We start from the raw sequence: 25392 nt of genomic DNA on the forward strand, positions 1-25392 counted from the left end.
CCGGAATGTGTTGGGCACGGGCGCGTGGGGGTAATGCGTTCCGCGATTGGAACGCGTGCACAGGTGGAGGCTTACTTGACGGCGATGAAGGTGCTCGTGCGCGTGAAGCACACCGGGCACTTGCTCAAGCCGTTCATCTCATCTTCGCGCATGGTCTCGCCACAGGTCGGGCAGACGTACCATGTCACGCCGGTAGAGTCCTTGTAGCTCATCAGCTTCTCGCCGGCTTCGGTGTAGTACTGCGCGTGCTGCGCCTCGGCGCTCTGCGCGTAGTTGAACGTGCGCAGCGCTTCGCGGTTCCGGTCGCGGCGAGCGATATTCAGATAGGCAGGATACATCACGTCGCGCTCAAAGGACTCGCCGGCCACGGCGTCCTTCAGGTTGTCGGCGGTCGTCTTGATTTCCGGCAGCTTGACATCGGCGGTCGGTTCGGCGCCGAGGGAACGGATCACGTCGGCGTGGTTTTCAGCGTGAATCTGCTCGGCGCGAGCAGCCGCACGGAACAGGCTGGCGACAGCCCCAAAGCCTTCCTCATCGGCCTTCTTGGAGTAGGCCAGGTACTTCGCGTGGGCGTTCATCTCGCCATTGAAAGCGGCCTGCAAATTGTCGAGCGTTGTGCCCGGTTTGAAATCGGACTCGGCGGTCTTGGCGGGGGCTTCGATCAGAACATCGTCGCCGGCCATCGGGGAGTTTTCGCCTTCGGCGCGGGAGACTGCAGTGGTTCCGAAAATGGCGGCTGCGATCAGGAGCATCGTTGCGAACTTCTTCATGTTTCATTCCTCCAGTTGGTCATTCTGAAATTGGTTTCTTCAGTCGGGCCACTGAGGGAGCAGTCCATGTGCCACGGGCTGATTTGGGCCTAAGTGTATTGGAATGAGCAGTATGCAGAAAGAGCGTTGAAGGAAATGCTGGAGCCGACCGGCGGGAAATTACATTGCCGTTTCGGAATGGTTTATCCAAATTACACACTTTTGAGGGCAAATGAGTTAATTGAGGAGTCAATACGCTCTTCTTGAAATCTCGATTACGATGTCGAGCACCGCTTCGCTGAGCACGAATGGATCGTGCGATCAGAATTCAGAACATTGGGCGCTGCGTGGCACTCTCCCTTCCCTGGCATTGACACCCCAGCCGTCCCTCACTTTCCTCGGTGGAGTCTAATTCGACCCAGGGCGTTTTTGTGAGCGACTCGACTGCCAGCCCCTTTCTGTCCGTTATCATCCCCGCCTACAACGAGGAGAAGCGTCTTCCTGCGACCCTCGAGCAGGTGCAGGATTATCTGGCAGGACAGGATTATGAGTGGGAAGTCCTTGTGGTGGATGATGGCTCTAAGGATCGGACGATTGAGGTGGCCGAGGAAGTCTTCCGCGATCCGCGATGCCGCGTCGTGCGCAATCCGCGCAACATGGGAAAGGGTGCCACGATTCGCAACGGTATGATGCAAGCCCGCGGCGAGTTGCGTTTGTTCACCGATGCGGATAACTCGACGCCGATCGAGGAGACGGGGAAACTCGTTGAACGCATGATGGCCGAAAGCGCGGATGTCGCGGTCGGTTCGCGCGCCATCGAAGGTGCGAACGTCGAGGTCCACCAACCGTTCTATCGCGAATGGATGGGGCGCACATTCAACTTGATCGTGCAGCTCTTTGCGCTTCGAGGAATCAAAGATACTCAGTGCGGCTTCAAGATCTTCACAAAGGACGCTGCCGAGTACGTTTTCCCGCGCCAGCAGATGGACGGGTTCTCCTTCGACGTCGAAGTGCTCTTCCTGGCTCAACGCAAGGGCTTCAAGATCGTCGAGGTGCCGGTGCGTTGGATCAACAGCCCGGCGTCGCGCGTCTCGCCGCTATCCGACTCGGCAAAGATGTTCGTCGACGTGATGAAGCTGCGCTTCCGCAAAGTGGAAGACTAAAGGTCGAGCTTCAAGTCGTCTGTTTCTCACGTATCGAAATCCAGATCCAGATCCAGCGCAGGGATACTCAGCGTATCGTCGCCGTCCTTTTCCGGATCGGCAGACTTCTTCTTCTTTGAAGTCTGGCGAGGAATCCGGTCTCCGGATGGGATCGGTGGGGGAGTAGAGCGCGGCATGGGCGGCTCCAACTCCGGCGGGGTCTTCTTGGGGGGAGGAGGAGCTTCGTCTTCCTCTTCCATTTTCTCCATGGCCTCGAGAGCGCCGCCGACGATATCGCCGTCCGAATCGAAAGCGTCCATCGCATCGAGTGCACCGCCGGTCGGCAGCGGCGTCTCTTCCATGACCGGATGCGCCTTTGCTTTGCCCGGAGGGGGGCTGCCCTTTGGCGGCATCTGTGATTCCGGAACCTCTGCCACTTGTTCTTGAGCCTGGTTTGCGGGACCTTCATCCATGACACGAGCGGCTTCGAGCAGCAACGATTCCGTCGGCGAGTCGTTCGTCTTCTCGGAGGAAAGCAGGGCGTCGTAAACGACGATGCGGCCCTCGCTCCATTGCATCAAATCGAGGATCGCCGAGAAGCCATGCATGGCGCCGGCTTCGATGTGGCTGATCTGGCCTTTGCGCATATAGATCGATCCGACCCGTCCGTCGCGCGCAAAGATCCGCATCGTGCGGTTGCAGCGCTTCTGATAGAACATCTGGATCAGATCGAGGAGTTCAAGACCGTGCAAGTGCGGGTGCTTGGGCACTTCGGGGAAGAGCAACTGGCGAATCATATCCGTCAGCCAGTCCACATCGATGGGGCGATCGCAGATGGCGGAGGCGCCGCGCTTCAACGCTTCGTCGCGCATGCCGGGGCGCATGCCGCTCTTGCCGGATCCGCCAATGAAAATCAGGAAATTGTCGCTGCCGATCTGGTCGCGGATCGGGTCGATCATGTCCAGGCCCATCACGTCCGGTAGACGCTGGTCCAACAACACGATGCGCGGGCGATTCATCGCCAGGCTCATTGCATCGAAGCCGGACGGCGCACGGTACACTTCCATCAATTCGGGGAAGGTCGAGTTCAGATGATGTTCGAGTTGGACCGCCTCGTTGGGATTCCCCAAGGCGAGCAGCACGACAATCCGATCATGTTCCGCTTCGTGGTCCATTCTGCCCCCGGGTCGGAGTGACTGATGCCGTCGGACACATCAAGACTGCTCCGGCTTCCCACCGAAACCGAAGCAGTAATGCGTACTGTGGGGGGTCCTGGCGCCGCATGTCAATGGACTACCCACAATCTATCCCAAGCAGCAAAGTCGCCTGACGGCACAGTGTCCACCTGTTTCTTACCGTTCTGCACAAGATGTCAGTTGTTTTCGGGGAAGCTCTTTCGGATTTCTGCGCCCGTCAAGGGCCTCCACTTGCCGGGCTCCATGCCGCGCAGCCTGAGCCCGCCAATCCGGACGCGCAGCAGCCGATCGACGCGAACACCGAGGGCCTCGAACATTCGGCGGACCTGGCGGTTGCGACCTTCGTGGATGATGATTCGATAGAGGACGCCGCGCTTTGTTTCCTGGCGATCGAGCTGCGCCGGCGCCGCCGGGCCATCCTCCAGATCGATACCGTCGCGGATGCGCGTTTCTTCCTCGGGCGTGAGCTCGCGATTCAGCCAGGCAAGGTACTCTTTCTCGACGTGATTCGATGGGTGGGTCAGGCGATGCACGAGGTCGCCATCGGTGGTCAGCAGCAGCAGCCCTTCGCTGAAGAAGTCGAGACGACCCACGTAGAGCAGCCGGTCTGCATCGTCGGCGTATTCTTCCGGCAAGACGTCGTAGATCGTCCGGCGATCTTGCGGATCGCCTCGACTGACCAGCACGCGGCGCGGCTTGTTGACCATCAGCGTCAGTTGCTCTTGCGCCAATTGCAGCAGTTGGCCGTCCAGTTCGACTTTGTCTGTCTTCGGATCGATTTGCGTTGCGAGGTTTGTTTCCACGGCGCCGTTCACAGAAACGCGACCGGCCTGGACGATCTCCTCGGCCTTGCGACGCGATGCGACGCCGCACCGAGCAAGAAACCGTGAGATTCTCATCGTGGAGGGGGGCATAGGCTTCAGCAAGGAGCGGTCAACTTACCCGTCGTTGCGCGATTCTTCCTCGGCCTCAGTTGGCTCTTCTTGCTGCGGAGGCTGTTCGTTCTCAACGGGGGCCTCTGCGCGACTCTCGTCTTCTTCCGCAGGGGATTCCTCGACCTCGATGCCTTCCTCTTCGGAGCCCTTCATCTGCGTGGAGATGATTCGCTGCAGATCCGCAAGTGAGGGAAGCTCTTCGAGATTCTTGAGGCCGAATGTCTTCAGGAATGTCTCGGTGGTGCCGTAGAGCGAGGGGCGCCCGACGACTTCCTTGTGCCCGACGACTTCGATCAGGCCGGCATCCTGCAGGGCGCGCATCACGCCGCCGCAATCGACGCCACGGATCGCTTCGACTTCGGCGCGGACGAGCGGTTGCTTGTAAGCGACGATCGCCAGCGTTTCCATCACAGCCGGGCTGATCGGATTCTTCTTCCGGTGCTTGTGCAGGGCCAGAACCCAGTCGGCCACCTCGGGGCGTGTGGCGAGCTGATAGCCGCCGGCGACTTCCATCAGCATCAGGCCGGAGCTGCGCGATTCGTAGCGCTCGCGCAGATCGCCCAGGGCGGCGTCGATCAGTTCCTTGTCCACGCCGCCGGTCAGAAAGTTGAGGCGTTTCATGTTCAGCGGCGACGTGGCGGCAAACAGCAAGGCCTCCAGCACGGCCGGTAACTCATCGGGCCGCGGCTGCGGGAGGACTTCCTCCACGGGCTGCTCGGGTTTCTGGTCTTTCGGGGTCTCTTTGGTTTCTTCAGCCGACATAGACGACATTCTCATCCCAGGGGGCGATGAGGATGTCCTCGTAGGTTTCCGCCTGGGCGATGGTGATTTCCTGGAGCCGTGCCAGCTCCAACAGCGCAAGGAAGAAGCAAATCACCTCTTCCTTGTCAACGCAACGCTCGAAAAGGCGGCCGCAGTTGATTTGCCGTTCGCCCCGCAGGCGCTCGCGCACCTCCAGGATCTTCTCGTCGACAGTGAAGCGTTCGCGGTAGACGTGGTGCTCGGCGCGTACGCGGACTTGTTTCAGAACTTTGACAAAAGCATCGTACAGCAGCCGGATGTCCTGCCGAGGGATCTCCTGCTCCGATCCCGGGATGATCGGAACCACCTGGGCGCGATAGAAGACGCCGCTGTTGGCTTCCTCCAGATCGCGGAGGTTAGAGCTGATTTCCTTGAACTTACGATACTCGACGAGACGACGGATGAGCTCCTGGGTGGAGAGGATCTCGTCGATCTCTTCCTCGTCCTGGCCGGCATCTTCCTCCAGCTTCGGCAGGAGAGCACGGGACTTGATATTGAGCAGGGTCGCCGCCATGACCAGGAAGTCGCCGGCGATCTCCAGATTCAGGTCCGACATCGTCGTGATGTAATCAATGTACTGCTGCGTAATCGTAGAGATCTCAATATCATAGATATCCATCTCGTTGACTTTGACGAGATGAAGGAGCAGGTCCAGCGGCCCCTCGAAGATGGGTAGCTGAATGCGCTCGATGGTGGGCAGGGACTCTGAAATGGGCTCGGCGGTCACGCTATCAACAGCTTTCTATGGAAAAGTCTCGAATCTGTGGAAAAGCTTCCGAACTCTTCCTAACCACATCCCGGATTGCAAGGGACAATGAACAGCATCAAGGGGTAAAAATGCCGTGCGGAAGAAATGTGGACCGCCGGGGAAGGTGGAGCGTTTCATCGGCGAGGGGGACTTGCACAGCGGTCCAGGCGTCATTCCCGCTTGCGCCCGTGCGAGGGGGCCCCCTTTAAAACACGCGTTCGAGCGAAAGGCAAGCCGGAGGCGTTGGAGTACGCTGGGAGGGTGGCTTTTCGCTTGCGCGCGTTTTCGACCGGCGGCTATAGGCCTTCCCGCTCCGGCGGGGAGAATCCCTTCCCGCCCTTTTCAGGAGTTCCCATTGGAGCTCCCCAACCTGAAGGAGGCTTGTGTTACATGGCTTCGACTGCAGATAAAGTCAAAGAAGTGATCGTCACGCAGCTTGGCGTGAACATGGAAGAAGTTTCTCCCGAAGCGTCGTTCATTGACGACCTGGGCGCCGACTCTCTCGATATCGTCGAGTTGGTTATGGCTTTCGAGGAGAAGTTTGGAATCGAAATCCCCGACGACGACGCGGAAAAGATCCGCACAGTTGGCGACGCCATCAGCTACATCGAAGGCAAGCAGTAAGAACCCCACTCCCTTTACCGTTCGACGGCCGGCTGACATTGCTCTGCCGTCGAGCGGTCCTTTGTTTTCATTATGACAAAAAAACGCGTAGTCATTACCGGACTTGGGGCAGTGACCCCTATCGGGCTGGATGTGCCCACCTACTGGGAAGGCCTTCTGGCTGGCCGTTCGGGTGCGGGCGAGATCACCTCGTTTGATACCTCGCAGCACAAGACGAAGTTCGCCTGCCAGGTGAAGGACTGGGATCCGTCCCTGCATTTCGATCGCAAGGACGCACGGAAGCTCGAGACCTTTGTTCAGTTCGCCATCGTGGCTGCACGCCAGGCGGTTGAGGACTCGGGTCTCGATCTGGACAACGAAGACCGCACGAAGATTGGTGTCCTCGTGGGCTCCGGAATCGGCGGTCTTGGCGTGATGGAAGAGCAGAGCCTGGTCCTGCACAACCAGGGTCCCGGCCGTGTGTCTCCATTCCTGATTCCCCGCCTGATCAGCAACATGGCCCCCGGCCAGATCTCGATCTCGCTGGGCTTGAAGGGGCCGAACTCCTGCGTCGTGACAGCTTGCGCGACGGCGACTCATGCGCTGGGCGATGCGTTCAAGATCATCCAGCGCGGCGATGCCATAGCGATGGTTGCCGGCGGCACCGAATCGGCCATTACGCCGCTCGGCGTGGCCGGTTTCGAGAACATGAAGGCGCTGTCATCTCGCAACGACGATCCCCAGGGCGCCAGCCGTCCGTTCGACAAGGACCGAGATGGCTTTGTCATGGGCGAAGGCGCGGGCATTCTGCTGCTCGAAGAGTACGAGCACGCGAAGGCCCGTGGCGCGCGCATCTACGCCGAGTTTGCCGGCTACGGCATGACCGGCGATGCGTTCCACATTACCGCGCCGGCACCGGAAGGCGAAGGCGCTGCGCGCTCGATGCAGATGGCGCTGGACGACTCGGGCCTCAAGCCCGAGGAAATCTCGCACATCAACGCGCACGGCACCAGCACACCGATGAACGACAAGAACGAGTCGGCTGCCATCAAGACGGTCTTTGGCGAGCACGCCGCCAAGCTGGCGATCTCGTCCAACAAGTCGATGGTCGGGCACTTGCTCGGCGCTGCCGGCGGCGTGGAGGCGATTGCCTCGACGCTCTCGATCTACAACAGCGTCGTTCCGCCGACGATCAACTACACGACCCCGGATCCGGAGTGCGATCTGGACTACGTGCCGAACGAGAAACGCGAGATGACCGTCAACGCGGTCGTTTCGAACTCGCTCGGTTTCGGAGGCCACAACGCCTCGATCCTGATCCGGAAGCTCGTCTAGGCCTGGACCAGCGATGAACGAATCACGGCGCGCCGGAATTGCCTCGCTGCTGGAGCGGCTTGGGCTTCCGGCGCGCCCTTCTATTTTCGAGAAGCTGGACCTGGCTCTGACGCATCGCTCCTGGAGCACCGAGCACCAGTTCGACGGCGACAACGAGCGCCTTGAGTTTTTCGGCGACGCCGTGATCGGGCTGGCTGCCACCGAGTATCTCTACCAGAAGAATCCCACCGAGTCGGAAGGCGACCTCTCCAAGCGACGGGCGGCGATCGTCAGCCGCGCCATCCTGGGCGACATCTCACGCCAGCTTGGGATCGGCGAACTGCTGAAGCTGGGCGCCGGCGAGGAGACCACCGGCGGGCGGGAACGCGCCTCGAACCTCGGGTCCGCCCTCGAGGCGATCTGCGGCGCCGTTTACCTGGAATACGACTGGGAGACGTTGGCTCCGGCCCTGCGGGAAAGCATCGTCGTGCCGGCCGAGGAGCTGGCGCTGGAGGGAACCCTGGACGATTTCAAGTCTCGCCTTCAGGAATGGAGCCAGCGGAGGCGCCAGGAGGTGCCCGAGTATCGCATGGTGGGGGAGGAAGGCCCGGAGCACCTCAAGATCTTCATGGCGGAAGTCTGGATTGCCGGCGAGCTGGCCGGTCGCGGCTCCGGCCCGCGGAAGAAAGCCGCCGAGAACGACGCCGCCCGCGACGCGCTGTCGAGAATCCAGGACAAGTGAAAATTCGCAGGCGTTGCCCATGTCAACAGGGCACTCTGCTTGTGCCGAGATCGAGGCGCCCAAGGTTGGAGCCGATGGGAGCGTACCTCTGTACGTGACCGAGGCGGAGAGCGGCCGGGCAACGAAGAGATCGGGCCAATGAGAGTACCCTGTCGTAAAAACCTTGCAATCGTCCCCACCCTTGGATTCGTCTTTGGGCACGCGACAACGTCGGCGCTCTCCCGGCCGGCCGTTCTAAACTCTCCGACACGAGGCATTGACGGTGAAAGAAGTTCTCGTAACTGGATCCGATGGAATGCTCGGCAGCGAGTTGGTGCGCCAACTGCGCCGCATCAAGGGTGTCCGCCTTCACGCGCTGACGCAGAAGGACATGGACATCGTCGACCTTGAGGCCGTCAAACGTACGCTGGAGAGCATTCGCCCGACGCACATCGTGCATTGCGCAGCCTTCACCCAGGTGGATACGGCGGAGAAGGATCCGCTGATCGCCTATCGCGTGAATGCGGGCGGGACGAAGAACCTGGCGTTCTTCGCGCGCGAACTCGGCGCCGAGATGATCTACGTCTCGACCGATTACGTGTTCGCCGGAGAGAAGAAAAAACCCTACCTCGAGACGGACAAGCCCAGTCCGATCAATGTGTATGGCAACTCGAAGCTGAAGGGCGAGGAAGCCGTTCGCATCCTTTGCGAGCGTCACAAGATTATCCGCACGTCCTGGCTGAACGGTCTGGGCGGGATGCACGGCCGCAATTTCATCGAGACGATGATTCGCGTGTCCGAAACGCGCAGCCAGCTATCCGTCGTGAACGATCAGATCGGCCGGCCGACGTTCACGTTCGACCTCGCGGCTGCTTTGATCAATTTGCTCGACGTGCAGGCCTACGGCGTCTTCCACGTTACGAACCAGGGACAGTGCTCCTGGTACGACCTGGCGCAGAAGATCTTCGAACTCGCGAAGCGCGACGTGACGGTTCGCCCAATCTCAAGCGATCAGTTCCAGAGCATCGCGCGCCGCCCGCGGTTTTCCGTGTTGGCGAATACGCGGTTCGAGAAGCTCGGTATTCCGCAGTTGCCGGAGTGGGAAGACAGCCTGGTCGAGTACTGGCGCCGCCGCCGGTTGGCAGAGAGCATTCGACGCCCTGAATCCCGCGCACCAAGCCCGGACGCAAAACGCGCCGAGTAGCGCGCGCACACTGCCGTTCAGATCATTGCACAACCCAACTGCTGGGCGCGCCTGCGTCCAGCCAGTCCTCAATTGCCAGTTCGAAGAAGTTCCCGGGTCCCGTGGCGAAGAGTTGTGTAGACTCCTGGTTCGCCGTGTCGTTCGGGTGGGAGTCCGACGGATCCGATTCGGGGCGGTAGTCCGCCTTCAGCATGTTCGCCACGGAGTACTCTCCCGGCCCGGGGCCGTCGACCGGCTCGTATGTTTCCGTGCCCGGATAGTCGTCGGCGTAGGCAAGGAAGTTGAACCAGTCCAGGACCACAACGTTGTCGAGCCCAGGGTGGGCCGTGTTGTAGTTGTCCAGCCAATCTTCCTTCAGCCAGTTGTTGAACTGACGAGCGCGTGCGGCTGCCTCCGGATTCGTCGCCGCGGGCGTCAGCGGCGGCGCGGTGACGGGAATAAAAAGAATGTCCGGATTCGCCGCAAAGATGTCCTCAAGGGGGTGATAGATCACGCCCTCGTTCTCGTACGTGTTTCCCGGTCCGTTCGGATGGCGATAGACCGCCTGGTAGGACCCAAGGTCGCCCCAGCCCCACGGGTCCGTGCCCGTTTCTTCAGTGACGTGACTGGTGGGGAAGCAACTCTTGAACATGATGATTCGATTACGTCCGGTCGCGCAGTCGTGGGACTCGATCGAATCGAGGTAGTCGTTGAACCAGTAGCACCAATGCGCCATGTCCGTGTTGTCGCCGTCCACGGCGCCGAGACTGTCCGGCCGCCCCGTCATTGGGTCCACCGCGGTGCCATAGGTGATTTCGTTCACTTCATCGATCGTATCCATGGCCAGCAGCGCATTGCGCAGTCCGCCGTTCAGCCAGTTCTCCCCGCACGAATGATGAATGAACATGATGTCGTCCGTCGTTTGTGCCGAAACACTCGCGACCAATACACATATCGCCGCCGTCAAACCGGCGAGCCAGTACCTGCCTCGGTTCATAGGGACCTCTCCTCCCGAAGAGATGGCTGTGTTGTTTGGTTCAGTTCCGGCTGATAGGACCGCGGGCGGCGAATTGTCGAGGCCAATCTCTACAGGCGATCGAGTGCCTTCAGGACGACCAGGAGTGGCTGCAGGTCTTTGAGTGTGCGAACAGTGCGCTGGATGGGGAACCCTTCCATGATCTTCTTTTCAGTCTGCAGCGGCGTTCGGATGGACTCCGGGATGGAATCATTAGCAAGGAGCGCCTCGCGGTCCTTGGCATTCACCGTCATGCCCAACGCGAATTCGCCGGACTTCGGCGACACATAAAACGCTGCACGCTTCTTCCCAATCGCCTTCAACGTCCAACCCGTCTTGGCGTTGTAGAACTTCCACTCCGGCTTCACGGAAACAATGCTGCTCATCAACTGATCGAAGGCCTTGTAAGCCCGACCGAGTTCGCGTTTGAGGGATTCGTCGGTTGGTGTTGCGGATGGATCGAGGAATGGGTTTGTCATGTCTTCTCGCTCTGTGGTTTCGGCTTCCACGGGAAGCGACCCTCGAGTTCCTTGAACAGGAAAACATAGGTTGGCGACGTCATGCGCAACTGGTCGAATGTCAAGTTCCCGACATCGAGCCTGCCATCCCACTTCCTCGCCAGGTATTCATCCTTCATCTCCTCATAGTGCTTTCTCATGAATACAATCTGTTCATCCAGGCAAATGCCGATGGATTGCTCGATGAGCTCTTCGAAGTTCATTCCCATCGCTTGACAGAACTGACAACCTGCGAAGATCGCGCCTGTACTGATGGGATTACCCTCGCTGTCTTCGGGAATAGACTGAAGCGTCAGGCCTTCCAGGAGATAGGTGCGATCTCCTGTCTTGAGCGCATGAAAGAGAAGTCGCGTGCCCGCTGCGGAGAACATCCCCATTTCCCAACCAGTCTTTCGGATCTTGCGACGAATTGCAGACTTCTCATCTTTCTGCAGCAGACGGTAAGCTGCGGAGAGCTGCAGCAATTGCATGTCGAACCCATGCAGTGGAGGGCTTTCCAACCACTCCCGCATTTCTTGCAGGTGTTCCTGTGGGAGTTTCAGGCATTCGGACAGTATGCATGCGACGTGCTGAGATTCATCAGATAGCATCGCTTGAGGCTCTTCCTTCGCTTCTTCGTGCCTTCGTGGTAATCCTTACCCCGGAAATCTCACTCGTCTTCCGGCACGTTCTCTCTGATCAGGCGGCGGACTTCGACGAAGCTGTCGATGTGGCCGTAGGCGTCGCGGACGGGGGCGATGGTGGTGACTTCTTCGTAGATCGTACCGTCCTTGCGGCGATTCATGATGTGGCCTTTCCAGACCTCGCCGCCTTTGATCGTGTTCCACATGTCGACCCAGAACTCTTCCGGGTGTTTGCCGCTCTTCACGATGGCGAGCGTCTGGCCGACAATTTCATTCTCCGTGTAGCCCGTCACGCGCTCAAAGGCCGGATTGACGTACTCGATGATACCTTCGGTCGAGGTGATCAGAATCGCTTCGCCCGCCTGATCGACCGCGGCGGCCAGGCGGCGGCGCTCGATCTGGATGCGCTTTCGTTCGATCGCGTTTGCAATCTGGCCGGAGATGAAACTCATGATCTCGACGTCGCCTTGCGTGTAGCACAGGCCCTTGTCGTAATTCTGCACCACGACGACGCCGATCGTGCCGCGGTCGGTAATCAGCGGGGCGCCGAGCCATTGCTCGCAAGGCGTGCCGACCAGTTCCACTTCGCCCTGTCGGTTCAGCTCTTCCAGGTCCTCTTCATTGACCAGCAGCGGCTTGCCCGTGCGGAACACGTAGGCCGACAGGCCGCGGCCGAGTTCCTGGGCCGTGAAGCGCACCTGCTGATCGTACTTGTCCGTATCGTATGGGACCTCGAAGATGTCCGTAATCGGGTCGTACAGGCAGATGTGGAAGTTCTCCGTATCGATGACCGTGCCGAGGCATTCGCGGATCGAGGAATAGAGCTCCCTCAGGTTCTCCACGCGATTGACGGCCTCGGTGATCTCGTAGGTCATTCGCTGGATCATCTGCGCGCGGCGGCGCTCGGTCACGTCGCGGACGATCGAAAGGACCTGGTTGTCTTCCAGCGGCACGACGCGGGCCTCGAACGTGCGCGGCCCTTGCTGGCGAGTCTCCATGTCGTACTCAATCGTGACGAGTTCCTGTGTATCGAGCGACTTGTTGATGGCCGTGAGCAGCAGGTCGTGCAGGTGCTCCGGCAAGAGCTCGCGGAGGTTGTGCCCGACAACGTACTCGGGCGGGCCATAGTACGGATTGCCGGGACTGCAGCGGAAATCGAGATACATCCCATCGCGGTCGGTGCAAAACATGATATCCGGCGAGGCTGCGAAGATCGCTGTGTTGCGCGTTTCGCTCTGGGCCAGTTCCAACTCCGCGCGGCGGCGCTGCATGATGTCGCCGGCCATGCGCAGGCTGCTGCTGAGGGCCACCATGGCATGCCGGTCGGCGTCCTCGTCGCGCCGTGTGGCAATGATCAGCACGCCCAGTACAGTATCGCCACTCTGGACCGGGACGGCGAAGGCCTGGTGGAACTCGCCGTGTTCGAAGGCCTCGCCGAGGGCTTCGTCCAGTTCTCGCACCGGCAGGGCGCGGGAGCGGCCCTCGAAGCGCTCCAGGCAACTGAGCGCCAGGTGCCCACCCATCAGGTAACCGATGATCTCATCGGTCATGCCCTTGTTGTGCAGCAGCTCCAGGCGCCCGGACTGGACCATCAGGAGGCACCCCGTCTCCAGCGACGACAGGGACAGAGCCGTGTCGACCAGAGGGGCGTACATATCCCGCTCGGACTGGCAGCCGTTCAGCAAGACGATCAGGGAGTTGATCAACTCGGTGCGTTGGCTCTGGCGGCGCAGGACCTGCTCGTTCTGTTTGAAGCGGATCTCGGCCTGCTCGACCTCGGACAGCCGAGCGCGCAACGCATCGATTTCACCCAGAAGCTGGGCGATGGTTTTGCGATTCTCAGAAATCGGGCGATCGTCCATCCCTGGGATCCAACATCCCCACAGTTTACCCCATCCAATAGTCACCTTGGGGTGTAACATGGTGTTGAGCAATCGAAACTGCACAAGAAAGTCACGGGAAAATAACCCCGCGTCCGGCGGCTGGTGGAGGAATCTCCCCTGGGAGAGGTCCTTTCCAGGCCGGTTCCCGGTTCAATGCGGTGGTCGAAACTGGTGACTATTCTTTTCTTCCTGCTCTGCCTTGACACCGAGTTGCGGCCTGGAGAGCATGTCCGGTTGATTGCAGTCACCCCGAGTGGAATTCTTCCGGCTGGAGGCCCCAACCATGAAATTCGATACGCTCATCAAGGGCGGCACCGTTGTGACAGCCGCCGAGACGATGAAGGCCGATGTAGGAATCGTGGGAGAGAAAATCTCTGCCATCGGCGCCAACCTGGCCAAGAACGCCCAGGCCGACAAAGTCATCGACGCGAAGGGCAAGTACGTGATCCCGGGCGGCATGGACGTTCACGTTCACCTCGACATGCCTTTCATGGGCTCGTGTTCTTGCGACGATTACGATACCGGCCATCGCGGCGCGGCGAAGGGTTGCGTCACGACGACCATCGACTTTGCCCTGCCCTACGGAAAAGACAGCCTGAACAAGGCGCTGGATAACTGGATGAAGCGCGCAGAGAAGGCATGCGTCGACTACGCCTTCCATTCCGCGATTTCCGACTACAAGCGCCACGGCAAGGAAATGAAGTCCATCATCGAGCGCGGCGTTCCGACGTTCAAGGAGTTCATGATCTACGCGAACATGGGCTGGCAGTCGGATGACGACGCAATTTTCCAGACATTGGAAGATTGCCGTCGCCTCGGCGGCATGCTGCTGGTTCACGCGGAATCGAGCAAGGTGCTCGACGTGCTGGTCGAGCGACACCACACACCCGAACTGATGAAGAAGTACAAGTCCCGTCTGCACACCATGACGCGCCCGCACTACATCGAGTACGAAGCGATCCAGCGTGCCGTGACGTGGAGCGAAGTCACTGGCGGCAAGCTGTACGTCGTTCATATGTCGACGCGCCAGGGGACCGACATTATCAAGGCGGCCCAGGAGCGCGGCGTGCCGGTGCTGGCTGAAACCTGCATCCAGTATCTCGTCATGAACGATGACGTCTTCAAGACGAAGGACGGCCACCTGTATGCCTGCCAGCCGCAGTTGAAGCGACCCGAGGACAGCGAGCGCCTGTGGAAGGGACTGGCGGACGGCACCGTCTGCAACGTCTCGACCGATACCTGCTCGTTCACGCGAGCACAGAAGGCGATCTGGAAGGGCGATTGGAACAAGATTCCGATGGGAATGCCCGGCCTCGAAACGATGATGCCGCTCCTCTACACGAAGGGCGTTCTGGAGAAGAAGATCAGCCTGAACCGCTTCGTGGAACTGTGCTGCACCTCTCCCGCGAAGACGATGAACCTGTACCCGCGCAAGGGAACGATCGCCCCCGGCAGCGACGCCGACATCGCCATCTTCGATCCGAAGGCGAAGAAGCGCGTCGATCACAAGAAGCTGCAGACGAAGTGCGATTGGTATCCCGTGCAGGGCTGGGATCTGGCCGGCTTTGCGGAGCACACCCTCTGCCGCGGCAAGGTCATCGTCGAGAACGGCAAATTCGTCGGCAAGAACGGCTATGGCCAGTTCCTGCCCCGCAAACCATTTAGCTACTGAAAGAGGCGGGAGGACCCCTCAGAAAACCCGAAAGGAACGACACCAGAATGAGCATGATCAGTCCGGCACCGGAAAAAGTACGGGAAAACTTCGACGACCTGTTCCCCAAGTACACGATCGACGAAGCACTGAAGGAATCTTCCCGCTGCCTCTATTGTTTTGATGCCCCGTGTATGCGCGCCTGTCCGACGCGCATCGATATTCCCGGCTTCATCCGCCAGATCCTCGACCGCAATCCGGTCGGCGCGGCGGAGACGATCCTGAGTTCGAACATCCTTGGCGGATCCTGCGCACGTGCTTGCCCGACAGAGGTCCTTTGCGAAGGCGCATGCGTCGACAACACGATGCTGAACGATCCGGTGAAGATCGGTCGCCTGCAGCGGTACGCCTGCGATACGGCCACGGAACGCGGCGTGACGATGTTCGAGCCGGGCGAATCGACGGGCAAAAAGGTCGCCATCGTCGGTGGCGGTCCGGCCGGTATGGCCTGCGCCCACGAAGCCCGTCGCCTTGGTCACGAAGCGGTGATCTTCGATGCCAACGATGTCCCGGGCGGATTGAACACGCTCGGGATCGCGCCCTACAAGATCTCGACCGAGTTCGCTCTGACCGAGGTCGAACTCGTGAAGAAGATCGGTGTCGAGTACCGCACCAACAGCCCCGTCGACGGCGCGAAGCTGAAGGAACTGATGGCCGAGTACGACGCGGTGTTCCTGGGCATCGGCCTGGGCAAGACGGCATCGCTCGATCTGCCGGGCAACGATCTGGAAGGCGTGAAGGAAGCGATCGACTTCGTTCGCACCGTGCACACCGTACCGTACGACAAGATCAAGGTTGGTCGCCGAGTCGTCGTGATCGGTGGCGGTAACACGGCGATCGATATGTCGACCGAATCGGTCAGCCTCGGCGCCGAAGAAGTCATCATGGTCTATCGTCGCGGCCAGGACGCCATGCCGGCCTACGCACACGAGCAGGAACACGCGAAGGAACTCGGCGTGCAATTCAAGTTCTTCGCCGCGCCAACGCGCTTTGTCGGCGAGAACGGCAAGCTGACCGGCGTGGAATTCCAGCGCATGGAACTCGACGGCGAAGGGCGCAGCGCGCGCCTCAACCCAGTGGCCGGCAGCGAGTTCGTCGTTCCGTGCGATATGGCGATCAAGGCTCTCGGCCAGGTTGCGCTTGTGGATTTCCTGAAGGAAATCGACGGCCTGAAACTCAACAAGAAGGGCGTGATCGAGGTCGACCCGAACACGTTCCAGACCAGCGTTGCCGGTCTTTACGCCGGCGGCGACTGCACCAGCGGCGGCAAGGAAATCGTCAACGCGGTGCAAGAAGGCAAGCTTGCCGCCCGCGCGATCGACAAGAAACTGCGCGGATAATCATTCCCCTACAATCGATAAACAAGAAGACCGGCGGGCAATCACCCGCCGGTCTTTGTTTGTTCCTGCGAGCGTTGGTCTTACTGAATCGTCAGCGTGCCCTTTGCGCGAATGTCCTGTGACGAGGAGCCGACGAGGATTTCGAAGTCGCCCGGCTCGACGATCCAGTCCTTTGCGTCAACATCGTAGAAGGCAAACGCGCGATCGTTGAGATCAATGGAGACTTCGCGCGATTCGCCCGGTTGCAGTTCCACGCGTGCAAAGCCCTTCAGTTCCTTCGGCGGACGCTTTACACTGGCTTCGCGATCGGCGACGTAGAGCTGGGCGATCTCAGCCCCCGGACGTGAGCCGGTATTGGTGATCGTGAATGTCACGCGCTTTCCATCGATCTCCAAGCCGCTGTACTCGAAGCTCGTGTACGAGAGCCCGTGCCCAAAGCAGAACAGCGGTGCGACGTTGTTCGCCTCGTAACCGCGGTAGCCGATGAAGATGCCTTCGCGATAGTGGGTCGTGCGCCCATCCTCGGAGTGATAGTACGGCGCGCTCGGGTTGTCCTTCAGTTCGCGTTCGAACGATTGGGGCAACTTGCCGCTCGGGCTTTGATCGCCGAAGAGGATTTGCGCCAATGCCGTACCGCCTTCCTGTCCGGGATACCACGCCTGCAGGACGGCCGGAACGCGATCGACCCAGCGCGTCATGTCGACAGCGCCGCCGGAGTTCAGCACGACGATCGTGTTCGGATTCGCGGCCACGATGTGCTCGATCAGTTCATCCTGCTTGCCGGGCAGAATGAATTCGCGATCGGAGCCTTCGCCTTCGGAACTCCAATCGAATCCGGCGCAGACGATTACCGCATCGGCCTCGCGCGCCGCGGCGACAGCCGCCGAATCGCGTTCGCCGACAACCGGTATCCAGCCGAATTCCATGTTCGCTCCGCCGGCGTTCTGGTAGAACTCGATGCGAATGTCGTAGGCGCGGTTCGCCTCGAGGGTCCGGAAGGTTTCGCAGACCCGCGGCGCGTGGTCGGACCAGTCATCGAGGATCAGCTCGCCATCGAGCCAGACGCGCACACCATCATCGGCGCGTGCAACGAACCAGTGGTTTCCGCTTTCGGTCGGACGAATGCGGCCCGTCCAACGCACGGAGAACTTCTCGCGAGGCAAGCCTTCCGGCGCCTTGTGGTTCCAGTTGAAACTCAGCGTTTCGGTGACATCCCGACGGGCGGGTTCGCCGCTCAATTCCATGTTCGCGAAGTACTCTGTCATCAGTCCGGGCGCTGTCGATCCATCGACTTCGTGTTCGAATGCGCAGGCCTTCGCCATTGCGCCGACATTCGGAACGACATTGCCGGACTCGTAGACGACTTCGATTGCATCGCCGGCTCGGTGTTGGATGCCTTCGAGCATGCTGACTGTGTGGAAGGCTCCGACGTGAGAGCTGCCTCCACCAACCGGGACTCCCGGGCCGGCATTCGGGCCGATAACGGCGATCTTCTTCAGCGTCTTCTCATTCAGCGGAAGTGTCTCGTTCTGGTTCTTCAGCAGCACGATGCCCTGGCGGGCGATTTCGAGCGCGACCTGCGCCGACACCGGATCGTCCATCGGGATCGATTCATCCAATTGCGGACGATCGAGAAAGCCGGCGCCGATAATTGTCCTCAGGATTCGGAGTACCTTGTCATCGATCGTCGCTTCATTCACAAGGCCTCGCTCGATTGCGGGCAGGAGATTCTCGCGATTCATGTAGCGCGCGTCCGGCATCTCCAGGTCCAGTCCGCCGTTCGCGCAGCCGATCGCATCGTAACACGAAACCCAATCGGACATTAGAATGCCATCGAACCCGCATTCGCTCTTGAGCCACACGTTGTTCAGCCAGTTGTTCTCTGTGCAGTGTTCGCCGTTGAGCAGGTTGTACGCATTCATCACGCACGCGACTTCGCCGTCCTGCACGGCGGCCTCGAACGCGGGCAGATAGATTTCGCGAAGCGTGCGTTCGTCGACTTCGCTGCTGACGTGATGGCGTTCGTATTCCTGATTGTTGACGGCAAGGTGCTTGACGGTGGCCAGCACCTCCTCGCCTTGCACGCCGCGGATGGTCGCCGTCGCTATGCGACCGGCCAGAAAGGGATCTTCGCCGCAGTACTCGAAATTGCGTCCACACAGCGGACTGCGCGTAATGTTCACACCCGGCGCCAGCAGGATGTGCACGCCGCGCGCACGCGAGTCCCGCCCGATCGCGCGGCCGAAGCGCTCGGCCAGATCCACATTCCACGTCGATGCCAATGCGATCGATGCGGGATAGGCGGTCGCCTTGCCGTAGTTGCGAACGCCGATAGGTCCATCCGCCATTTTGATTTCCGGCAGACCGAGCCGTTCGATCGGGCGGATATAGAACTCCCGGTCGCCGCCGATGTAATCGATCTTCTCCTCCAGGGTCATCTGCCCGAGGATCTCATTTGCGCGTTTCTCGATCATACTTTCTGCTCCGATGTCATCATTGATTGGCGTGCTTGCACATCCCACAAATCCCAGGACTGCCAAGGCGGCAGCCATGCAACGCCCGATTGTCTTCAGGTGTTTCATACGTTGTCTCCCCAATCCCGACAAGCAACGTTATCGTGAACGTTGATGGCTCAATAGGGCACACCTTCGGCGGCGATGGTCAAATGGAAAGGCAGAGATTGGGGAAAATCGGAATTGAGGAGACCTACTCCAGCGGCAGTTCCATCTGGATCGGCTCGACGAGATCCGGGCCTTCGTGGATCGGGTTGTTGACCTGGCGCGAGACGGGAAAGGCCTCCATCAGCTCGGCCGGGTAGCGCGTCAGCAGCGGGAGCAGGTCCTCGACCGGCTGTTCCCCAGGCGCGAGCCACGCCTCGTAGCTCTCCTCCGGCAGAATCACCGGCATGCGGTGATGAAAGCGCGCCATCAGCTCGTTCGGAGTCGTCGTGATGATCGTGCAGGACGTCAATTTGTCGCCCGATGGCGTTTGCCACCGATCCCACAGGCCGGCGAATGCGAAGGGCTTTCGCGATTTCAGTCGGACGTAGACGGGTTGCTTGCCTTTCTCGCCGGCGGGCTGAAACCACTCGAAGAAGCCATCTGCCAGGATCAGGCAACGCTGCCGCCGCAGCGGCACGCGAAACGAGGGCTTCTCCGCGATCGTTTCCGCCCGTGCGTTGATCATGCGGTTTCCGATCGCGGGGTCTTTCGCCCAGGACGGGATCAGCCCCCACTGGCTGAGCGTAACCGATCGCGAGCCGTCATTCAGAATCGTCGGCACCTGCTGGCTGGGCGCGGCATTGAACCGCGCGGGTGCGCCTTCGGCCAACTTGAAGCCGGGGATCGACGCGACCATTTGTTCGAGGTCTTCGGTCCAGGTGAAACGTCCGCACATGCTGATTGGCTCCGGTGGGGGATGGCAGAAGCGGGTGCATGTTTTGGGCCAGTGAACGGCCTCTTAATCGGCTCAGGCTTGGCTTCTCCGCGCGCCGCCGAACTCTCGTCGCAATTCCTCTGAAAAACCGCGGCAAAACGACGAGGCTTCGGCGGGTGGAAAAGTGTCTAATCCTTGTCTAATCAGTGCTGTAGGTGTTGGTGTGGAGCGGTCCAGATTTCGCTTTGTCATAATGCGCTTGACCACAGACGTGTTGCCAGCCATGGCTTGCTTTGCTGCGGGTTGTGGCCCGTGAAGGTGTGGTTGAGCTCGGGAGGAGGATTGCCCGCGAGGGAGGGCAGTTCGGCTTCACGGATTTCTCCCGACGAGTGACCACCATGACGAATCTGGAAGATACACAGATCGGCCAGGACCCGTTCGCTTCCGAAGAGGAAGCGACCCTGCGTCAGGCCGTGCGCGAATTCTGCCTCGAAGAAGTGCTCCCCATCACGCGGGACCTGGAAAAGGCCGGCCGCATGCCGCGCGAACTGTTCCGCAAGTTCGGTGAGATGGGGCTGCTCGGCATTACCGTGCCGGAGGAATATGGCGGGGGCGGCGCCGGAATGTTGCAGCTCGCCTGGGTGATCGAGGAAGTCTCGCGAATCGATGCCGGCGTGGGGCTGTCCGTTTCCGCCAGCAACGGCCTCGCTACCAGTCACATTCTGAAGTACGCAGACGAAGAGACGAAGCAGCGCTTCGTCCCGAAGCTCTGCAGCGGCGAGCTGATCGGTTGTTGGGGGCTGACGGAGCCTTCCTGCGGCACGGATGCGGCAGCCCTGAAGACACGTGCCCGTCGCGATGGCGATCACTACGTCCTCAACGGCCGTAAGTCGCTGATCACGCACGCAATCCTCTCCGATGTCGCCGTGGTGATGGCCTCCACCGACCCCGAGAAGAAGGGGAAGGGCATTTCGGCCTTTGTGCTCGACAAGAGCCTCGAGGGGTTTGGCCCCGGCAAGCACGAGGAGAAGCTGGGTATGTGTGCCAGCGAGACCGGCGACCTCGTCATGCAGGACTGCCGCGCGCCGGTTTCCTGTCGCATGGGCGAGGAAGGCGAAGGTTACGCGCAGGCTCTGACGATTCTGGATGGCGGGCGAATCGGCGTGGCGGCGATTTCCCTCGGGATCGCGCAGGGCGCCCTCGATGCGTCGCTGAAATACGTCGACGAACGCGAAACATTCGGCCATCCGATCTCGAAGTATCAGGCGATTCGCTTCAAACTGGCAGAGATGGCGACGAAGATTCATGGCGCCCGCCTGATGATCCACCACGCGGCGATGTTGAAAGATTCCGGCAAGCCCTTGCGTGCGGCGGCGAATATGGCTAAGCTATTTGCGACCGAAATGGCCGTTGCGGTTTGCGAGGAAGCGATCCAGATTCATGGCGGGTATGGATACACGAAGGATTTTCTGGTCGAGAAGTTCTGGCGCGATTCGAAGCTGTGCACTATCGGCGAAGGGACCAGCGAAGTGCAACGAATGCTGATCGCGCGCGAGTTGTTGAATCACTAACTACTGCGTCCCCACTTTCTTGATGATCGAGGACCATTCATGGGCTTGAAAGTCATTTGCTTACTGAAACAGACCTTCGCAACGGAAGCGAAGATCAATCTGAAGGATGAAAACACGATCGCCGAGGATCGCGTGAAGTTCGTCGTGAATCCCTACGACGAATTCGCGATTGAAGAGGCGATCAAATGGCGCGAAGCCGGCAACGTCGATGAAGTGACGCTGCTCTGCGTCGGTGCCGAGAAAGCCGTGCGCGATTCCGTGCGCAAAGGACTCGCGATGGGTGCCGACCAGGCCGTCGTCGTCGATACGACCGATATCGACGCCGCGAAGATCGACGAGGCAGTCGTCGCGAAGGCGCTCGCTGCGCAGTTGCAGAAGATGTCGTATGACTTGATTCTGTGCGGCAAGGTCGCGGTCGATTCGAACTCGATGGAAGTTCCCGGGCGCGTTTCCGCAGTGCTGGACATTCCGCTTGTCAGCGCGGTTGGCAAGGTCGAGCCGGCGGGCGACAAGGTCGTCGCCGAGCGCGAAGCGGATGGACGAAAAGAAGTCGTCGAAGTCGATCTGCCCGCAATGATCGGTGCGGACAAGAGCCTGAATATGCCGCGCTATCCAACGCTGCCGAACATTATGAAGGCGAAAAAGAAGCCGATGGAAACGGTTCCGATTGGGGATGTCCTGGGCGGCGAACCGCAGCCCGCACGGCGCACGTTGCGCTATGCGCTGCCGCCGGAGAAGGGGCCGTGCAAATTCATCGAAGGCCCGCCCGAGCAGGCCGCGGCCGAACTCGTTCGCATTCTCCGCGAAACGGAAGGCGTCGTCTGAGCACGCGCCAGCATCGACTCTCAGCAACGGGATGAAGATATGAAGGGATCAATTTACGTATTCATGGAAGAGCAGGACGGCGCGTTCCGCAAGGGCTCGCTGCAGGCTCTGACTGTCGGATTAGACTTGGCGAAGAAACTAGGGACGGACGTCGCGGCCGTCGTTCTCAGCGCGGCATCGCACGACGTTTCGAAGGAACTCGGCCGATATGGAATCGGCAAGGCGATTATCTCCAACGATGCCGCCTTTGGGACTTACCTCGGAGAGACCTGGTGCAAACTGATCTCCGAGTGTTTTGCCGGGAAGACGCCCTGCCTGTTTCTGGGCAGTGCCACTGGCCTTTCGCGCGACCTGTTTCCGCGCCTCGCGCAGAAGCTCGATGGCGGCTATCTTGGCGATGTGACGGGTTACGCGCAGGCCGGCGATGCCGTCCACTGGGAGCGCCCGATCTACGCCGGCAAGGCAACCGAGTTTGTCGAGATGCTGAGCGACACCACTTTCATTACGCTGCGCCCGAACAGTTTCCCGATGCCCGAAGATGCGGCCGCGGGCAACGTGGCTGTGGAGCAGTGTAGCGCCACCGGCGCGTCGGAGCGCTCCCGCATTCGCGAGTGCATCGAAAGCACCGGCCTCGACAAGGTGGAACTGACCGAAGCGGACATCGTTGTCTCCGGCGGTATGGGCGTTGGTGGCCCCGAAGGCTACGCGCCGTTGAAGGCGCTGTGCAAGGAACTGGGCGCGGCTCTTGGCGCATCGCGCGCGGCCGTACATGCCAGTTGGATCGACCCGGATCACCAGGTCGGACAGACAGGCAAGACGGTCAGCCCTTCGCTCTACGTTGCGTGCGGCATCAGCGGCCAGATCCAGCACCAGGCAGGCATGCGCACCAGCAAGTGTATCGTCGCCATCAACACAGACCCCGAGGCGCCGATCTTCCAGGTCGCGCATTACGGAATCGTTCAAGATCTGCACAAGGTTGTGCCGGTCATGACGGAGGAGATCAAGAAGGTCAAAACCTCCTGAAAGCCGCACCCCGTTCGACCAGCCCCATCGACGGATTAGCCCATGGACCCGACCGTGCCAACACGCGACATTCTGTGGAATATCGACATCGCAGAGCCCTATCGCACGATCTTGATGGCCGTGTTGTCCATCATCCCGATCGTGTTCATCGCGATGGCGCTGCGGCGACGCTGGCAATTGTGGCAGGCAATCGGCGTCGAAGAGAAGTTTCCGCCGCGTGAAGAGTGGGGTCGGCGCGCGCAACGCGTTCTGAAGCACGTTTTCGCTACGAAACGCATCACGCGGCGACGCTATGCCGGCACGATGCACACGGCGATCTTCTACAGCTTCCTGCTGCTCTTCATCGGCACGATCATCGTTGCGATCCAGCACGATCTCGTGCGTCCGCTCCTTGGTTGGAATTTCTTCAAAGGCAACTTCTATCGCATCTTCTCGCTGGTTCTGGAACTCGCAGGAATCGCGGGAATCATTGGCTGTGTGATGGCGCTGTATCGGCGCTATGTCACCAAGCCCGATTCGCTTGGTGGGCTGTTGAAGTGGATTCCGTCGATCTGGATCCTGCTCGTCATTCTGATCACGGGATTCGTGATCGAGGGAGCCCGCATCGCGTCGCATCCGGAGCAGACGTACGAGAAGATCTGGTCATTCGTCGGTTACGCGTTCTCGCTGGCGATTCCGCAGGGCTCCGCGCCAGTGCTGCACGGAATGCTCTGGTGGTTCCACCTGGCAATCAGCATCGCGTTCCTGTGCACATTCGGATCTGTCGTGATGGGACACATCTTCACGACGGCCGTCTCCGTTTTTATGGCGCGGGAGATTCCCTCCGGCGCGACTCCGTCCCCCATCGAGGATATCGAGGAGGCGGAGACGTACGGCGTTCTGACGCTGGAGCAATTCAACCAGCGGCACCTTCGTGATGCCGACAGTTGTGTCGAGTGCGGACGTTGCCAGACTGTTTGTCCGGCGTGGACGACAGGAAAGCCCCTCTCGCCGAAGAAGATTGTGCGTTCCATCCGCGAGGGATGGCGGCCGCTGGCCGAAATGGCGTTGGCAGGCCAGGAACTTCCCGGCGAAGACGATCGCCCGGAACTTGTCGGTGAGTTGATTACCGCGGACGAGCTGTGGTCCTGCACGACCTGCGGCGCGTGCGAGCAGGAATGCCCCGTGATGATCGAGCAGATCGAGAAGATCGTCGACATGCGCCGCGGCCAGGTGCTGATGAAGGCAGAATTCCCCGAAGAACTGCAGATCCTGTTCAATAATCTGGAGCAGTCGGGAAATCCGTGGGGTAAATCCCCCGAGGAACGTCTCGATTGGGCCAACGATCTCGACTTCGAAGTCCCGATCATCGATGAGGACAATGCGAAGGAAATCGAGTACCTGTTCTGGGTGGGATGCGCCGGAGCGTACGATGCCCGTTCGCGCGGCATCACACAGTCCTTTGCGCGTCTGCTGAACAAGGCCGGCGTGAAGTACGCCGTTCTTGGCGAAATGGAAACCTGCACGGGCGATTCCGCTCTACGGGCCGGCAACGAGTACCTCTACCAGATTCTGGCGCAGCAGAACATCGAGACGCTCAACGATCTTGGCGTGAAGAAGATCGTCACCGCGTGCCCGCACTGCTTCCAGACGCTTGGGAAAGACTACAAGGGCCTCGGCGGCGACTATGAGGTCATTCACCATAGCCAATTGCTTGAGGAACTGATCGCGACCGGTCGCTTGAAAGCCGGCACGGAGAAGGTGCCGGGCGTCGCCGCGGTTCATGATTCGTGCTACCTGGCGCGTCACAACGGTGTGACGGAGCAGCCGCGCAATGTCGTGGCCGAAGCCACCGGGGCTCTCCCCGTGGATCCGGAACGCAATCGCGACAAGGGATTGTGCTGCGGTGCCGGCGGCGGGCGCATGTGGATGGAAGAGAATCTCGGCGACAAGAACATCAACATCGAACGCACCGAAGAGCTTCTGGGCACAGGGGCCAGCACGGTCGTGACCAGTTGCCCGTTCTGCAAGACGATGCTGAGTGATGGTGTCAAGGCGTGCGGCAAGGACGACAGTGTCAAGGTGATGGACATCGCCGAGATGTTGGCCGCAACCGACAAGAAGGGCGCGGAATAGC

22 protein-coding genes are annotated in these 25392 nt (G+C 60.2%); 11 read left to right on the forward strand and 11 right to left on the reverse strand.

What is annotated here, in order from left to right; translation table 11 throughout:
* Window positions 1–71: 71 nt before the first annotated feature.
* Window positions 72–683, reverse strand: a complete 612-nt coding sequence (locus KQI84_10175) for a rubrerythrin (GenBank protein MCB2155244.1) — start codon at window positions 681–683, stop codon at window positions 72–74.
* 497 nt (window positions 684–1180) lie between these two features.
* On the opposite strand from KQI84_10175, the gene KQI84_10180 reads away from it, so the two are divergent.
* Window positions 1181–1912, forward strand: coding sequence for a glycosyltransferase family 2 protein (locus KQI84_10180; protein MCB2155245.1), 732 nt, complete (start codon window positions 1181–1183; stop codon window positions 1910–1912).
* Between the two features lie 26 nt (window positions 1913–1938).
* Here KQI84_10180 and KQI84_10185 read toward each other — a convergent pair whose 3' ends face one another.
* From KQI84_10185 to KQI84_10200, 4 genes are all read right to left on the reverse strand, one after another.
* Window positions 1939–3066: a DUF4388 domain-containing protein gene (locus tag KQI84_10185; GenBank protein MCB2155246.1), complete on the reverse strand. Its 1128-nt coding sequence runs from the start codon at window positions 3064–3066 to the stop codon at window positions 1939–1941.
* A gap of 197 nt (window positions 3067–3263) precedes the next feature.
* Window positions 3264–4001, reverse strand: a complete 738-nt coding sequence (locus tag KQI84_10190) for an rRNA pseudouridine synthase (GenBank protein ID MCB2155247.1) — start codon at window positions 3999–4001, stop codon at window positions 3264–3266.
* A 24-nt stretch (window positions 4002–4025) separates the two neighbouring features.
* The gene (scpB, locus tag KQI84_10195; GenBank protein MCB2155248.1) at window positions 4026–4784 is read right to left on the reverse strand and encodes an SMC-Scp complex subunit ScpB; all 759 of its coding nucleotides are present in this window, start codon (window positions 4782–4784) and stop codon (window positions 4026–4028) included.
* Window positions 4774–5550 carry a segregation/condensation protein A gene (locus KQI84_10200; protein MCB2155249.1) on the reverse strand — a complete coding sequence of 259 codons (777 nt, stop codon included), beginning with the start codon at window positions 5548–5550 and terminating at the stop codon, window positions 4774–4776. Before KQI84_10200 ends, scpB begins: the two co-directional genes overlap by 11 nt.
* Window positions 5551–5961: 411 nt before the next feature.
* Here KQI84_10200 and KQI84_10205 point away from each other — a divergent pair, with 411 nt between their 5' ends.
* The 4 genes from KQI84_10205 to rfbD all read left to right on the forward strand — a co-directional run bounded on the left by KQI84_10205 (window position 5962) and on the right by rfbD (window position 9413).
* On the forward strand, window positions 5962–6195 hold the full coding sequence (locus KQI84_10205; GenBank protein ID MCB2155250.1) for an acyl carrier protein: 234 nt from the start codon (window positions 5962–5964) through the stop codon (window positions 6193–6195).
* A 72-nt stretch (window positions 6196–6267) separates the two neighbouring features.
* Window positions 6268–7509 carry a beta-ketoacyl-ACP synthase II gene (fabF, locus tag KQI84_10210; protein MCB2155251.1) on the forward strand — a complete coding sequence of 414 codons (1242 nt, stop codon included), beginning with the start codon at window positions 6268–6270 and terminating at the stop codon, window positions 7507–7509.
* Between the two features lie 13 nt (window positions 7510–7522).
* Window positions 7523–8230, forward strand: coding sequence for a ribonuclease III (rnc, locus tag KQI84_10215; protein ID MCB2155252.1), 708 nt, complete (start codon window positions 7523–7525; stop codon window positions 8228–8230).
* A 262-nt stretch (window positions 8231–8492) separates the two neighbouring features.
* Window positions 8493–9413 (forward strand): dTDP-4-dehydrorhamnose reductase, encoded by a 921-nt coding sequence (gene rfbD / locus KQI84_10220; protein MCB2155253.1) that lies wholly within the window; start codon window positions 8493–8495, stop codon window positions 9411–9413.
* Window positions 9414–9435: 22 nt separating this feature from the next.
* Here rfbD and KQI84_10225 read toward each other — a convergent pair whose 3' ends face one another.
* The 4 genes from KQI84_10225 to KQI84_10240 form a co-directional block, all read right to left on the reverse strand.
* Complete coding sequence (locus KQI84_10225) at window positions 9436–10389, reverse strand: hypothetical protein (protein ID MCB2155254.1); 954 nt, start codon at window positions 10387–10389, stop codon at window positions 9436–9438.
* Between the two features lie 89 nt (window positions 10390–10478).
* Entirely contained in the window at window positions 10479–10886 is a 408-nt protein-coding gene (locus tag KQI84_10230; GenBank protein ID MCB2155255.1) for a DUF3788 domain-containing protein, read from the reverse strand.
* Entirely contained in the window at window positions 10883–11515 is a 633-nt protein-coding gene (locus tag KQI84_10235; protein ID MCB2155256.1) for a hypothetical protein, read from the reverse strand. The genes KQI84_10230 and KQI84_10235 overlap by 4 nt, the downstream gene beginning before the upstream one ends.
* A gap of 59 nt (window positions 11516–11574) precedes the next feature.
* Complete coding sequence (locus KQI84_10240; GenBank protein ID MCB2155257.1) at window positions 11575–13410, reverse strand: PAS domain S-box protein; 1836 nt, start codon at window positions 13408–13410, stop codon at window positions 11575–11577.
* 304 nt (window positions 13411–13714) lie between these two features.
* On the opposite strand from KQI84_10240, the gene hydA reads away from it, so the two are divergent.
* Window positions 13715–15103, forward strand: a complete 1389-nt coding sequence (hydA, locus tag KQI84_10245; GenBank protein ID MCB2155258.1) for a dihydropyrimidinase — start codon at window positions 13715–13717, stop codon at window positions 15101–15103.
* Between the two features lie 53 nt (window positions 15104–15156).
* Complete coding sequence (locus KQI84_10250) at window positions 15157–16482, forward strand: NAD(P)-dependent oxidoreductase (GenBank protein ID MCB2155259.1); 1326 nt, start codon at window positions 15157–15159, stop codon at window positions 16480–16482.
* A gap of 80 nt (window positions 16483–16562) precedes the next feature.
* On the opposite strand, the gene KQI84_10255 is transcribed toward KQI84_10250, so the two are convergent.
* Both KQI84_10255 and KQI84_10260 read right to left on the reverse strand, forming a co-directional pair.
* Window positions 16563–18956, reverse strand: coding sequence for a glycoside hydrolase family 3 C-terminal domain-containing protein (locus KQI84_10255; GenBank protein ID MCB2155260.1), 2394 nt, complete (start codon window positions 18954–18956; stop codon window positions 16563–16565).
* 232 nt (window positions 18957–19188) lie between these two features.
* A complete protein-coding gene (locus tag KQI84_10260; protein MCB2155261.1) occupies window positions 19189–19878 on the reverse strand; it encodes an SOS response-associated peptidase in 690 nt (229 codons plus the stop codon).
* A gap of 377 nt (window positions 19879–20255) precedes the next feature.
* On the opposite strand from KQI84_10260, the gene KQI84_10265 reads away from it, so the two are divergent.
* The 4 genes from KQI84_10265 to KQI84_10280 are packed head-to-tail and all read left to right on the forward strand — an operon-like array spanning window position 20256 to window position 25391.
* Window positions 20256–21428 carry an acyl-CoA dehydrogenase family protein gene (locus tag KQI84_10265; GenBank protein ID MCB2155262.1) on the forward strand — a complete coding sequence of 391 codons (1173 nt, stop codon included), beginning with the start codon at window positions 20256–20258 and terminating at the stop codon, window positions 21426–21428.
* Between the two features lie 39 nt (window positions 21429–21467).
* The gene (locus KQI84_10270) at window positions 21468–22253 is read left to right on the forward strand and encodes an electron transfer flavoprotein subunit beta/FixA family protein (protein MCB2155263.1); all 786 of its coding nucleotides are present in this window, start codon (window positions 21468–21470) and stop codon (window positions 22251–22253) included.
* Between the two features lie 39 nt (window positions 22254–22292).
* Window positions 22293–23276, forward strand: coding sequence for an electron transfer flavoprotein subunit alpha/FixB family protein (locus KQI84_10275; GenBank protein ID MCB2155264.1), 984 nt, complete (start codon window positions 22293–22295; stop codon window positions 23274–23276).
* Between the two features lie 42 nt (window positions 23277–23318).
* On the forward strand, window positions 23319–25391 hold the full coding sequence (locus tag KQI84_10280; protein MCB2155265.1) for a 4Fe-4S dicluster domain-containing protein: 2073 nt from the start codon (window positions 23319–23321) through the stop codon (window positions 25389–25391).
* Window position 25392: the final 1 nt, after the last annotated feature.

This window comes from bacterium (genome assembly GCA_020444065.1).
GTDB lineage: Bacteria > Sumerlaeota > Sumerlaeia > SLMS01 > JAHLLQ01 > JAHLLQ01.

Bases quoted from the DNA above. Each gene is read 5' to 3' on its own strand.
- KQI84_10175 (MCB2155244.1), bottom strand. From the start codon at position 683: ATGGCCGGCGACGATGTTCTGATCGAAGCCCCCGCCAAGACCGCCGAG.
- KQI84_10185 (MCB2155246.1), bottom strand. From the start codon at position 3,066: ATGGACCACGAAGCGGAACATGATCGGATTGTCGTGCTGCTCGCCTTG.
- KQI84_10190 (MCB2155247.1), bottom strand. From the start codon at position 4,001: ATGCCCCCCTCCACGATGAGAATCTCACGGTTTCTTGCTCGGTGCGGC.
- scpB (MCB2155248.1), bottom strand. From the start codon at position 4,784: ATGTCGGCTGAAGAAACCAAAGAGACCCCGAAAGACCAGAAACCCGAG.
- KQI84_10205 (MCB2155250.1), top strand. From the start codon at position 5,962: ATGGCTTCGACTGCAGATAAAGTCAAAGAAGTGATCGTCACGCAGCTT.
- fabF (MCB2155251.1), top strand. From the start codon at position 6,268: ATGACAAAAAAACGCGTAGTCATTACCGGACTTGGGGCAGTGACCCCT.
- rnc (MCB2155252.1), top strand. From the start codon at position 7,523: ATGAACGAATCACGGCGCGCCGGAATTGCCTCGCTGCTGGAGCGGCTT.
- KQI84_10225 (MCB2155254.1), bottom strand. From the start codon at position 10,389: ATGAACCGAGGCAGGTACTGGCTCGCCGGTTTGACGGCGGCGATATGT.
- KQI84_10230 (MCB2155255.1), bottom strand. From the start codon at position 10,886: ATGACAAACCCATTCCTCGATCCATCCGCAACACCAACCGACGAATCC.
- KQI84_10235 (MCB2155256.1), bottom strand. From the start codon at position 11,515: ATGCTATCTGATGAATCTCAGCACGTCGCATGCATACTGTCCGAATGC.
- KQI84_10240 (MCB2155257.1), bottom strand. From the start codon at position 13,410: ATGGACGATCGCCCGATTTCTGAGAATCGCAAAACCATCGCCCAGCTT.
- hydA (MCB2155258.1), top strand. From the start codon at position 13,715: ATGAAATTCGATACGCTCATCAAGGGCGGCACCGTTGTGACAGCCGCC.
- KQI84_10250 (MCB2155259.1), top strand. From the start codon at position 15,157: ATGATCAGTCCGGCACCGGAAAAAGTACGGGAAAACTTCGACGACCTG.
- KQI84_10255 (MCB2155260.1), bottom strand. From the start codon at position 18,956: ATGATCGAGAAACGCGCAAATGAGATCCTCGGGCAGATGACCCTGGAG.
- KQI84_10260 (MCB2155261.1), bottom strand. From the start codon at position 19,878: ATGTGCGGACGTTTCACCTGGACCGAAGACCTCGAACAAATGGTCGCG.
- KQI84_10265 (MCB2155262.1), top strand. From the start codon at position 20,256: ATGACGAATCTGGAAGATACACAGATCGGCCAGGACCCGTTCGCTTCC.
- KQI84_10270 (MCB2155263.1), top strand. From the start codon at position 21,468: ATGGGCTTGAAAGTCATTTGCTTACTGAAACAGACCTTCGCAACGGAA.
- KQI84_10275 (MCB2155264.1), top strand. From the start codon at position 22,293: ATGAAGGGATCAATTTACGTATTCATGGAAGAGCAGGACGGCGCGTTC.
- KQI84_10280 (MCB2155265.1), top strand. From the start codon at position 23,319: ATGGACCCGACCGTGCCAACACGCGACATTCTGTGGAATATCGACATC.